Source organism: Mucilaginibacter mali, from assembly GCF_013283875.1.
GTDB lineage: Bacteria > Bacteroidota > Bacteroidia > Sphingobacteriales > Sphingobacteriaceae > Mucilaginibacter > Mucilaginibacter mali.
On record NZ_CP054139.1, the window covers coordinates 5,730,680 to 5,742,873 of the forward strand.

The 12,194-nt window shown below is 45.2% G+C and carries 6 protein-coding genes, 2 tRNA genes and 1 rRNA gene; 6 read left to right on the top strand and 3 right to left on the bottom strand.

What is annotated here, in order from left to right:
* The first annotated feature begins 102 nt into the window (after positions 1-102).
* Positions 103-2,214: an ATP-binding protein gene (locus HQ865_RS24385; RefSeq protein ID WP_173417411.1), complete on the top strand. Its 2,112-nt coding sequence runs from the start codon at positions 103-105 to the stop codon at positions 2,212-2,214.
* On the opposite strand, the gene HQ865_RS24390 is transcribed toward HQ865_RS24385, so the two are convergent.
* Positions 2,197-2,946 (bottom strand): LytR/AlgR family response regulator transcription factor, encoded by a 750-nt coding sequence (locus HQ865_RS24390; protein WP_173417412.1) that lies wholly within the window; start codon positions 2,944-2,946, stop codon positions 2,197-2,199. The two genes, HQ865_RS24385 and HQ865_RS24390, sit on opposite strands and share 18 nt — an antisense overlap.
* 388 nt (positions 2,947-3,334) lie before the next feature.
* Here HQ865_RS24390 and HQ865_RS24395 point away from each other — a divergent pair, with 388 nt between their 5' ends.
* Positions 3,335-4,504, top strand: coding sequence for a DUF1624 domain-containing protein (locus HQ865_RS24395; protein ID WP_173417413.1), 1,170 nt, complete (start codon positions 3,335-3,337; stop codon positions 4,502-4,504).
* Between the two features lie 86 nt (positions 4,505-4,590).
* Complete coding sequence (locus HQ865_RS24400; protein WP_173417414.1) at positions 4,591-4,803, top strand: hypothetical protein; 213 nt, start codon at positions 4,591-4,593, stop codon at positions 4,801-4,803.
* A 95-nt stretch (positions 4,804-4,898) separates the two neighbouring features.
* On the opposite strand, the gene HQ865_RS24405 is transcribed toward HQ865_RS24400, so the two are convergent.
* Together HQ865_RS24405 and HQ865_RS24410 are read right to left on the bottom strand one after the other, a co-directional pair.
* Complete coding sequence (locus HQ865_RS24405; protein ID WP_173417415.1) at positions 4,899-7,739, bottom strand: M16 family metallopeptidase; 2,841 nt, start codon at positions 7,737-7,739, stop codon at positions 4,899-4,901.
* A gap of 191 nt (positions 7,740-7,930) precedes the next feature.
* Positions 7,931-9,316, bottom strand: coding sequence for a methyltransferase RsmF C-terminal domain-like protein (locus HQ865_RS24410; RefSeq protein ID WP_173417416.1), 1,386 nt, complete (start codon positions 9,314-9,316; stop codon positions 7,931-7,933).
* A 734-nt stretch (positions 9,317-10,050) separates the two neighbouring features.
* On the opposite strand from HQ865_RS24410, the gene HQ865_RS24415 reads away from it, so the two are divergent.
* The 3 genes from HQ865_RS24415 to HQ865_RS24425 all read left to right on the top strand — a co-directional run bounded on the left by HQ865_RS24415 (position 10,051) and on the right by HQ865_RS24425 (position 12,016).
* Positions 10,051-11,572: ribosomal RNA gene (locus HQ865_RS24415) — 16S ribosomal RNA — on the top strand.
* A gap of 203 nt (positions 11,573-11,775) precedes the next feature.
* Positions 11,776-11,850: transfer RNA gene (locus tag HQ865_RS24420), tRNA-Ile, on the top strand.
* Between the two features lie 92 nt (positions 11,851-11,942).
* Positions 11,943-12,016, top strand: a tRNA-Ala gene (locus tag HQ865_RS24425).
* Positions 12,017-12,194: the final 178 nt, after the last annotated feature.

Sequence of the window (12,194 nt, forward strand, 5' to 3'; positions counted from 1 at the left end):
CTGCCAGTTTTAATATCTTTAGGGCCTCCCGGGCCCTTATATCACAATTTTATAATCTTTATTAAATTTTTTAGTGAACTATGATGAAAACGCGTAGCGGTAATGTATATAAATAAAACAGGTACTTCATTTTTTAATTTAAAAGTACTGCCGGCTTTTTGCGCCGGTGTTTTGATCATCACCGCTATTTTATCATCGTGCAGGCAAAGAGGCGACCTTGACGCGCGTATGGACAAGGAAGCAGACAGTATATTTTTCCCCAGTCATGATCTATTGTCAAAAGGGCCGGACAAAGCCCTTATTTCGGCCAAGGCCGTTTACAAAGGCCAAAAAACAAAAAACATTGCATTAAAGCTGCATTACTACAACTATGTGGCTTACTTATACAGTTTGTTAGGGAAAACTGACAGCGCGGTGCTTTATGCCGATTCGGGTATTTTAATTACCGATAACCATTCGTTAACCGACAGCGGGTGGGAGCTTAAATATACATCAAGGCACTTTACAAAGGCCAACATATTGTATAATGGAGGCCGTGTACAACCCGCTATCGATGAGTTTTTTAAAGCGAAAGACCGGGCCGAAAAATTTAAAAACCAGTGCGACGCGAATTTAATATATCATTTGTTGGGGCTTGCTTTATATAAACAACAGCGTTATGATGTTGCCAAACAATACTTTCAACGCACGCTAAATATTGTAAAAGGCTGCGATATTCCATCTAAAAATCAATACTTCGACCTGGAGGTACAGGAACTTATAAGCGATATAGCACTTTGTTATCATAAACAGCATATTAACGACAGCGCACGTATTTACTATTCAAAAGCGCTAAAACAGATAAGCCTGTCTGAAAGCAGGCACAGATACAACACTGATACAATGGTTAACAGGGTAGTGGCCCGTCGTAACCGGGGCATCGTATACGGAAATATTGCGCAGGTAATGGTGAAGGAAAACAAGTTAGATTCGGCCGAACTGTATTTCAAAAAAAGCCTCAATATAACCAACAGTACAAGCTGGGGAGAACTGTATGACGCCCAGTTAACGCTGATGCACCTGGGCGATATGTACCTGCAACAGCGGCAATTGCCCAAACTAAAGCAAACGCTGGATAGCCTGGACAAAACATTAAAAGTAAACAAATTTAATAACGAAGACGCCATACTGGGCTGGAAACGCCTGATGTACCAATATGCTGCCGCTTATAACCTGCCCCTGCAGGAGCTAACCTATTATAAAAACTACATTGCCATGCGCGATTCGATGGCAACTGCTAAAAGAGAAAAAACAGATACCGACCTGAATAAAGAACTGAATGCCAGGAGCCAAAAGCTGGAGATCAGCCTGTTGAAAAAAGACAATCAGCTCAACAGGATCTACCTTTGGATAGTGATCTCGCTTTCGGTAATGGCCGTTGTTATTATTGTATTGGTGTTGTATAACTATCGCCGCAGCCGCCGGAACGTGAAAGCCTTAACCCAATTAAATAACCAGGTAAGCAGCCAAAAAACCGCTTTAGAGAAAGCCAATAAAGATAAAGACCGAATATTGAACGTGGTAGCGCACGATTTGCGCAACCCGGTAGGCGTAACCGGCTTTCTGGCCGAAAGTATGCTGATGGAGGAAAGCGTAGATGAAAGAACGGCCGAATCGTTAACCATGGTAAAGCGCGCATCAGAAAACGCGCTTGGCCTGATTAATGAATTGTTGAGCTTACGCGCTGATGATAGTGAAAATATGGTGCGGGAAACAACAGATCTCAACCAGTTGATAAAAAGCGCTGTTAACTTGCTGGAGTTTAAGGCGGCAGAAAAGCAACAGCGGCTCGTCTTTAATCCATCACCCGGGCTGTTGCCGGTATTGGTTGTTCCGGAACGGGTATCCCGGGTGGTCAGCAATTTGGTTACCAATGCTATCAAATTCAGTTACGAAGGGAAGGTAATTGAGATTGACGTAAAAAGGGAAAATAAGCGGGCTTTATTTACAATACGCGACAATGGCGTAGGTATCCCCCAAAACTTGCAGGCCAATGTATTTGATATGTTTACCACTTCTAAACAATACGGTACATCGGGCGAAAAATCCTTTGGCCTGGGCTTGTCCATCTGCAAACAAATTGTTGATGAACATAGTGGCGATATCAGCTTTGAAAGTAAAGTTGGGCAGGGCACTACCTTTACCGTCAGCCTGCCTTTAAGCGATAATGTTTAGCTGCTTCTTCAGGTCCCTGATGTAATTCTCGCTAACCGTAAAGGTTTTATATGGCGTGTATACTTCATCAGCAATTAATTCGGTTATGAAAGATAACTGAACAGTTTCGGCACGGTTAACCTGTATAAACTTGCCTTGCAAATGTTTGGGTACAATATATTGCAGGGTACGGTTCATGGAACTGCGGATATAATATTCGGTACCGTCAACAGCATTAAATATTACCGTATAGTTTTTGTCGGATGTTAGATAAACTACGTCTTTCCAGTTTATTTTTTTGTACTTATCGCCCAGCTTCACAAAAAACGAATCGCTATCGGTTTCGCCTGGTTTAGCGGCAATGGCTACTGTTTTATTGTTGAAGTTATTAATAGCGCTTTGTATAGTTACATACAGCGAAACCGGGTTTACCGGTTTGGTTAAATAAGCCGATGGTTTGGCTTCAACAGCCTGGTCCATCGTTTGTTTATCAAAGTTGCCGGTGATAAAAATAAAAGGCTTGCGATATAAATTGGTTAGCATCTTCCCCAACTCTATCCCCTCGTTCCGGGTATGCAGGTTGATATCCAGCAAAGCGATATCATAGTTAAGGCTATTTAACGCGGTTATGGCGTTTTGGAAAGTATTAGGAGTACCAACTACAGTAAAGCCAAAATCAACCAGGTTGTTTTTCAGGCTTTGCGACCACATGGCATCATCTTCAATAATCAATATCGAAATATCATGCTGCATGGTAATAGTTTAATAGTTTTAATGTGATAAATAGGGGCATTGTTATGTTGATATAGCAATGCGATAAAAGTACTGTTTTTTTTTAATTTACAATTAAACCTGTTTCATCATCACAAACACCCTCGTTCGTCCCCACAATGGCATATCAGCCCAATATTTTTTAAATATTTAACTATTGATTTTCCGATCGGCCAACCTAAACCTTATCGGGGAAGATAACACAATTCATCCAAACCAAAACACAATTAAACAAGGCAGGGCCGCCAGGTTTAATGTGCCCTCCTGTTCTGCCGGGAGGGCTTTTTGTTTTTATAAACCCAGGCAGGTAAAGTAATTAGCTGCGTATTCCGTAATTTATTATCTTCATACTTTCATCAAATTAATATATATGGAAGCAGCTATACCACAACAAACCGCCCGTATCCACGCTATCGATATCCTGCGGGGTATTATTATGGTGATCATGGCGCTTGATCATGTGCGCGATTTTTTTTCGAACTCGCCAGTCGACCCGCTCGATCTTGAAAAAGCTTCAACCCTGCTTTTCTTTACCCGGTGGATCACGCACTTCTGCGCCCCTGCATTTGTTTTCCTGTCGGGCGCCAGCGCCTTTCTGTCCTTATCTAAAAAGAAGACAAAAAAAGAGGCCTCGCTTTTTTTATTGAGCAGGGGTATATGGCTGCTGGTTTTAGAACTGACCATCATTGGCTTCGGCTGGCAGTTTGATATCGGCTTCCATACCATATTCGCGCAGGTGATCTGGGCCATCGGCTGGAGCATGATCATCCTTTCGGCGCTGATATTTTTAAAGCCGGTTTATGTGGGTGTGTTTGGCTTGATATTGATATTTGGTCATAACGCCTACGATTATGTAAAGGCCGATAGCTGGGGGGAGTATAAGTTTTTTTGGATGTTTTTACACGAAACAAACTTTTACAAAATAAACGATTACGAATCGATATTCCTGCTATATCCGCTGGTGCCCTGGGTAGGGGTAATGGCCGCCGGGTATGCTTTTGGCACCCTATTTAAACTTGAACCGGCAGAGCGCCGCAAAGCCTTTATCAGCATAGGTATCAGTAGCCTTATCCTTTTTATAGCGTTCCGCGGGTTTAATGTTTATGGCGACCCGATACCCTGGCAAAAGCAAGCCACCCTGTGGCGCGATGTGCTGGCCATTATTAAATGCCAGAAATATCCGCCATCCCTGGCCTACCTGTTAATGACTTTGGGGATATCCATACTGGCGCTGGTTGCCTTTGATAAAACCGATAATAAACTGAGCCGGTTCTTTACTGTATTTGGCCGGGTGCCCTTGTTTTATTACGTATTGCATATTTACTTAGTGCATAGCGCCGAGATATTTGTTGCAAAGCTGGAGCATCTTTCGGCAAAGGATTTCCAAACAGTGGGGCTTGGTTCGCTTGGGCCGCATGGCTTTGGGCTTGTGGGGGTTTACCTGGTTTGGCTGGCCGTTATAGTGATACTGTATTTCCCTTGCCGCTGGTATATGAAGTATAAACAAACGCATAAGCAGTGGTGGCTGAGTTATTTGTAAAACCGGTGGTGTAAATATTACACAAAATAAAAACTTGTTTTTATCGTTCAATACTATTATCTTACCTAACATTAAAAACGCACCGCATGAACAAGAGATCGATAGGGCCATTTATCACCGCCATCTTGTGCCTGGTATTTGATATCGGAGTGTTGATACAAGGCATTATGCAGCAGCAAAAAGGGCGCATTGTGCTGGCTGGCTTGGCCCTTGTGGGTATCATCGGCTACATATATTTTCTGTTGCTTTGCCATAACACCAACCGCCTGAAGCCGGTACGTGTGCGCAGCAGAAATTAAAGATGTTTGAAATAATTAAGATCCGGATTTAAGCAAATCCTTAATAAAAAAGCCTGTTATTTAAATAACAGGCTTTTTTATTAACTGCGGATCAATTATAACTTACTGATCATATTCCCATCAGCATCCAGCTCAATTAACTCGTAATTGTGCTTTTTCAGATCGGGCAGTATGCGGGCCTTATCGCCTACCAGCAAAATATTCAACTTATCGGTTGGGATGTATTTGTTAGATATCGCTTTTAACTGAGCAGCCGTAACATTCTTCAGTATCGCAGCCTGCTGCTCCAAATAGTTTGGCTGCAGGTTATAGTTTAACAGGCGCGATGCGAAGCTGGCTTTTTGCGCGCCGGTTTCGTAACGCAGGGCATTACCCTGGCCAATGGCCTTTTTCAGGAAGCTCACCTCATCGGCAGTTGGGCCGGTGCTATTGTAGCTGTTAATGCCATCAATCAGGGCCACCAAAGCGCTATCGGTAGATGGCGCACGGATCCCCGAGCTAAAGGTAAACTCGCCCGAGTACTTATCGTTAGTAAAACGGCTGCTGGCGCCATAGGTCCAGCCCTTGGTTTCGCGCAGATAGGTATTTAACCGGCTGGTAAAATCGCCGCCCAATGGGTAGTTAGCCAATACGGTAAGATACGAATCGCCAATCGGGCTATAATGCAGATCGGTACCGTAGCCTACATAAAACTGGGTTTGCGCGGCCTTAGGCACATCAATCAAATAAATTTTGGTTTTGCCTACAGATACAGCAGGGCCCGGGATTTGCAGATCGATCTTTTTATTAGGCAGTTTATCCAGAAAAGCCAGTTGGGCCAAAGCTTCGGCTTCGGTGATGTCGCCCACAATTACCACTTTGGCACCGTTAGATGTGATATAGTTTTTGCAATAGTTCTCAATATCGGCCAGTGTGATGTTGGCTACCGTTTTTTCGGTACCACCGGCAGATACACCCAATACGTTATCAGGCCCGTAGTTGATCTTGTCGTAAACCACCGGCGCGATAGAAGCCGGCGCCGCTTTTTGCGATTTGAAAGCTTCCAGTTTTTGTTTCTTGTTCAGGTCGAATGCCTGCTGGGTAAATTTAGGGTTGAAGATGCGCTCCTGAAGCAAGGCCATGGTTTTACCGAAATTGCTTTTCAACGATTGTACCGAGAAGGTAGTACCATCCGTACCACTGCCCACACTAACACGGCTGCCCAGCTTTTGCAGTTCTATCGAGAACTTTTCGGCCGTGTAGTTTTTGGTATCCTCGTTCATCATGCTGGCAAAGAAAGATGCCAGGCCAGCTTTAGACATATCCTTAGCATCAGACAAATGGCCACCAGGCATCGTAAGCGAGAAGGTAACCAGCGGGATCTCGGTATTTGGCACACCGATCACCTGCGCGCCGGCAATATCCTTGCGCCAGAAGACCGGTGTTTTCACAACCGGTACAGGGCCCAGCGGTGGAGTAATGGCGCGGTTAAAGTTATCCTTAGCTTTTACGTATTTCAGTTTATCATAGCCATAGTTTGGCGCTACGTAATGTGTGGTGTCAACGGTATAGTTATCGGGTTTAGCCGGGCTAACGTTGCCAGTTTTGGTCAGTACGCTTACAATAACCGAATTTTTATTTTTAATGTAAGTGTTATAAACCCGCATTACATCGGCCTTGGTAACCGAGTTGTACATTTTAATCAGTTCGGCGGTTTTGTTAGGGTTGCCGGTGAAAGTTTGAAATTGGGCCAGTTGCGATACTTTGCCCGATACGCTTTGTAACCCGTTTACAAAGTTAGACTGTACACTGCCTTTAAACTTGGCCAAGTCCTCGTCGGTAACGCCACGGCGCTCAAAGGTATCAAGCGCGGCACGGAACATGCCCTCCATATCGGCCAGGGTTTTACCCGGCACCGGCACAAAACGGAAGGTCATCACACCGGCTAATTCGGCCTGGTCGCCAAAAGCGCTCGCCTGTAATGCCTGCTGTTTTTTAACCATGGTTTGGTACAATACCGAGTTTTTACCCTGCCCCAGTATTTCGGCAAGGCAATCAAGCGGCACCATATCCTTATCATAATCTTTTACGGTTGGGTATGTGATAGAAAGTAAAGGCAATCGCGCGTAGTTATCGGTGTACGATACATAGCGGTCGGCAGTTAGGTGTACAGGTTCAACCACTACCGGTTTCACTTCCGGGCCGCGCGGTATAGCACCGAAGTATTTCTCTACCATTTTCATGGTAGCCTGCGGGTTAATATCGCCGCCGATGGTTAGTGTAGCATTGTTAGGGCTGTACCAGCGCATAAAGAAGTTCTTCAAATCGTTTACATTGCTACGGTTCAGATCTTCGATATAGCCGATGGTCAGCCACGAGTATGGGTGGCCGTAAGGGTACAGGTTTTTGTTGGTATACTGGCCAACCAAGCCATACTGACGGTTATCATAGTTTTGGCCGCGTTCGTTCTTTACGGTGGCGCGCTGTACTTCAAACCTGTCCTGTGTTACCTGACCAAGCAGAAACCCCATACGGTCGGCTTCCAGCCAAATACACTGTTCCAGTACGTTTTTTGGTTCGGTCTCGTAGTAGTTGGTCCGGTCGTTATTGGTCGATCCGTTATTGGTACCACCGTTACCCAAAGTAATTTTATCGTGGATGCCTTTATGCGCATGGTCCGACCCCTCAAACATCATATGCTCAAAAAAATGCGCGAAGCCCGATTTACCCACCTGCTCGCGCGCTGAACCTACATGGTAGGTTACGTCAACATGTACAACAGGGTCTGAATGATCTTCGTGCAGGATAACGGTCAATCCGTTAGGCAGCACATATTTTTCGTAAGGGATCACCAGTTCGGTACCTTTTTGGGTAACCTTTTGCACCAGTTTGGCCTGTCCGAAGCCAATACTTGCAACAGCGCACAATGCGGCAGTGGTAAGGATAAGTTTTTTCATTGTTTAGTTTTCTGTTGCGATAAAGATAGTTATTAATCTTGGTGTCTCGAACGAACTTCGGGGGATGAGCTTTGGGTTGAGGAGAGGTCTTATACGCGCAGTTGGTTGCAGATATATATCCGGTCAAGAGATAGTTCTCTTTCGCCCGCCTTCAGCATCCCGCCACATGTGCTATCGGAATGACAAAATAGTTAGAGGGCCGGGGGGCTTGCCAGTATCCGCATTTCCTTAGGATAATAATTATTTATACGATTAGGCAGCAGTTTAGCCCATCCCAAAGGTTGATTTTCGAAAGTCATCAAACTCCAGCCTTTTTCGGTAGGATCCAGATCGGGGATATTGTCGCGCCTTAAATAAGCGATGGCCTGTTCGCGGGTTAGTCCGGTTTGCAAAACAGCATCCTTATTAATAATAAGGCTAAGTGCCAGTTCATGATCGGGCACCAGGTCTTTACCGGCGATGCTTCCCAGGCGCACCCCCGATTTTTTCAGATACAGGTGCTGCTGTAAAATACCCAGCGCGTCTTTGTGTTCACGGTCGATGGCCAGCCAATCGTCGCCCACCTTAAAATAATAGTAGTTGTCGGCATCCTTTATATAAGGCTTCAATAAGTCTATCGATTTATAGTCGGGCTTTTGCGTGTTCTTGTTCTTATAGTTTGATGGATTGCTTCCTGTTGCTGTCGTTTTACGCAGACATGCCGCAAATAAGCCTTCGCCTTGTACCTTACCGGGATAAAAGCGATATCCCCATGCTTTGTGCCGGTCGCTCTGACTTTCTACAATCCCCCATTCCTTATTTATAGATATCCGGATACTTTCCAGATCAAATTCGGTACAAAGCCAATCAAGCACGGCCTCATTCTCGGCTACCGAATAAGAGCAGGTACTATATATAAGGTATCCATCGCCGGCCAGTGCGGGGTAAATATCGGCAAGGATGCGTTCCTGGCGCTGGTGGCAAAGGTTAACATTGGCCTCGCTCCATTCGTTCATCGCATCGGGATCCTTGCGGAACATGCCCGAGCCCGAGCAGGGCGCATCAACTAATATGATATCGAAGAAACCCTTCAGGCGGTTAAAATCCTTCGGGTCGTTATTGCTGGCTATGATGTTTGATGGCCCCCACTTGGTCAGGTTATCTGTTAATATCGGTACGCGGGTTTTGATGATCTCGTTTGCTACCAGCAGATCATCGCTGTTTAAAGCCGAACTAAGCAACGTGCTTTTGCCTCCGGGAGCAGCGCATAGGTCAAGCACCTTTAGCGTATCATCATTTTCACTCCTTATATATTGTAGTATATGGGCGATGAACATGCTCGACGCTTCCTGCACATAATAGCAGCCGGCATGAAAAAGCGGGTCGAAAGTGAACGACGGTCGCTCGGCCAGGTAAAAACCCTCCGGGCACCAGGGTACCTGCACACCTTTATATATAGGTGCAGGTTTATATGGATTGGCGCGTATGGTAGTAGGCGAGGGCGAATTTTGATGCGCCGCGATGAATTTTTGCGCGTCGAAACCGGGGGCATTGCTTAACGAGTTAATAAAATTTGCAGGAAATTGGATATTGCTCATACAGTATCAAAGGTACAAAATAATGCTGCAGTGCGTTGCAGGAGCCGATCGTGCAATTTTTAAGCAAAATAGGCGACTTAGTTATCAGTGAGTTAACAAATAGTTTTCATTATTTTAAAATACTTTTTTGCAGGTGTCAAAAATCTCCTTACATTTGTGTCCGCTTTAGAAAAAGGCGTTGTTTTTTAACATATTTAAGAGGTAAAAATAAAGTTTTAAAAAAGTGAAAATAACACTTGACAAAACAAAAAATAATCCTCACCTTTGCAACCCGCAAACGAAGGAAAGAAAAGGCCGAAAGGCTTTGAAAAACGAAGAAAACGGGAAGTGAAAAAAAATAAAAAATAAATTTTGAGAATGTAAAAAAGGTTTCTACCTTTGCAGTCCCAAAAGGAAAACAAAACCGAAAGCAATTTTCGGTTCACAAAATCAGAAAAGTTTAGCATCGCAATGATGGAAAACATACAGCCGGTACCGGGATGGGAAAGCGAAAAAGTTCTTAGAAAGATAAAGAGACAAAAATAAATCATGAAGCAAAGCGGGGCTTTGAGTAAGATCAAAGTAACTGTCAATTTAACTCGGAAGCTTGGGATTTGTATAAAGATAACATAGCTAAAAGCGCAAAGCTAAAAGCAAAAAGCTGTCAAAGGCTTTCAGCTTTAGTCTTTCAGCTTTCAGCTCAAATACAGATTTCTATTTTGAGTAATAGGGTCTGGATACAAACAAAACATTTTACAATGGAGAGTTTGATCCTGGCTCAGGATGAACGCTAGCGGCAGGCCTAATACATGCAAGTCGGACGGGATTTGGGAGCTTGCTCCTAATGAGAGTGGCGCACGGGTGCGTAACACGTATGTAACCTACCTTGTTCAGGGGGATAGCCTCTCGAAAGAGAGATTAAGACCGCATAACGTTATGATGTGGCATCACAATATAACCAAATATTTATAGGAACAAGATGGGCATGCGGAACATTAGCTAGTTGGTAAGGTAACGGCTTACCAAGGCTACGATGTTTAGGGGATCTGAGAGGATGGCCCCCCACACTGGTACTGAGACACGGACCAGACTCCTACGGGAGGCAGCAGTAAGGAATATTGGTCAATGGGCGGAAGCCTGAACCAGCCATGCCGCGTGCAGGACGACGGCCCTATGGGTTGTAAACTGCTTTTGTACGGGAATAAACCTTGATACGTGTATCAAGCTGAATGTACTGTAAGAATAAGGATCGGCTAACTCCGTGCCAGCAGCCGCGGTAATACGGAGGATCCAAGCGTTATCCGGATTTATTGGGTTTAAAGGGTGCGTAGGTGGCCTGTTAAGTCAGGGGTGAAAGACGGTAGCTTAACTATCGCAGTGCCCTTGATACTGATGGGCTTGAATGGACTAGAGGTAGGCGGAATGTGACAAGTAGCGGTGAAATGCATAGATATGTCACAGAACACCGATTGCGAAGGCAGCTTACTATGGTCTGATTGACACTGAGGCACGAAAGCGTGGGGATCAAACAGGATTAGATACCCTGGTAGTCCACGCCCTAAACGATGAACACTCGATGTTGGCGATATACGGTCAGCGTCTAAGCGAAAGCGTTAAGTGTTCCACCTGGGGAGTACGCCCGCAAGGGTGAAACTCAAAGGAATTGACGGGGGCCCGCACAAGCGGAGGAGCATGTGGTTTAATTCGATGATACGCGAGGAACCTTACCCGGGCTTGAAAGTTAGTGAATGTGGCAGAGACGCCACAGTCCTTCGGGACACGAAACTAGGTGCTGCATGGCTGTCGTCAGCTCGTGCCGTGAGGTGTTGGGTTAAGTCCCGCAACGAGCGCAACCCCTATGTTTAGTTGCCAGCATGTAAAGGTGGGGACTCTAAACAGACTGCCTACGCAAGTAGAGAGGAAGGAGGGGACGACGTCAAGTCATCATGGCCCTTACGTCCGGGGCTACACACGTGCTACAATGGTCGGTACAGAGGGCTGCTACCTGGCAACAGGATGCCAATCTCTAAAAGCCGGTCACAGTTCGGATCGGGGTCTGCAACTCGACCCCGTGAAGTTGGATTCGCTAGTAATCGCAGATCAGCAATGCTGCGGTGAATACGTTCCCGGGCCTTGTACACACCGCCCGTCAAGCCATGGAAGCTGGGGGTGCCTGAAGTCGGTAACCGTAAGGAGCCGCCTAGGGTAAAACCGGTAACTGGGGCTAAGTCGTAACAAGGTAGCCGTACCGGAAGGTGCGGCTGGAATACCTCCTTTCTGGAGCAAGTCCGTAAGCCTATAGGTTATATAGACAGACCTGCTTTGCCCATGTTTATTTTTGTCGCTTTAATAAAGATAACCCAGGAAAGATGAAGCCATCGGTTGGGCCTGCCAGGGCAGGGACAATAAGTGGCAGTAGCAGTAGTAAGTAGCAGAAATAAAACGCTGCCACTGCAACTAAATACTGCAACTTATAATAAAGTCCCGTAGCTCAGTTTGGTTAGAGCACTACACTGATAATGTAGGGGTCAGCAGTTCAAATCTGCTCGGGACTACAGTGCAGCGAAGCTGCAGGTTAAAAGAGAGCGGTTGAATAAGTTAAGTAGTTAACTACTCACCAATCAACTACTCACTAATCACTATCCTTGGGGGATTAGCTCAGCTGGCTAGAGCACCTGCCTTGCACGCAGGGGGTCAACGGTTCGAATCCGTTATTCTCCACGCTGTTTAGGTAAAAGGCCAAAGGCGAAAGGAAAAAGGTATCAAAACCTTTCACCTTTAAGCTTTCACCTTTCACCTCAAACAAAACGTTCTTTGACATATTGGAAGAAGTAATTGAAAAAAAGAGAAAACAACAGTAGGGACGTTGTTGATCAGAATCAAGAGTACAGAATCAGGG

Bases quoted from the DNA above. Each gene is read 5' to 3' on its own strand.
- HQ865_RS24405 (WP_173417415.1), bottom strand. From the start codon at position 7,739: ATGAAAAAACTTATCCTTACCACTGCCGCATTGTGCGCTGTTGCAAGT.
- HQ865_RS24410 (WP_173417416.1), bottom strand. From the start codon at position 9,316: ATGAGCAATATCCAATTTCCTGCAAATTTTATTAACTCGTTAAGCAAT.
- HQ865_RS24395 (WP_173417413.1), top strand. From the start codon at position 3,335: ATGGAAGCAGCTATACCACAACAAACCGCCCGTATCCACGCTATCGAT.
- HQ865_RS24390 (WP_173417412.1), bottom strand. From the start codon at position 2,946: ATGCAGCATGATATTTCGATATTGATTATTGAAGATGATGCCATGTGG.
- HQ865_RS24400 (WP_173417414.1), top strand. From the start codon at position 4,591: ATGAACAAGAGATCGATAGGGCCATTTATCACCGCCATCTTGTGCCTG.
- HQ865_RS24385 (WP_173417411.1), top strand. From the start codon at position 103: ATGTATATAAATAAAACAGGTACTTCATTTTTTAATTTAAAAGTACTG.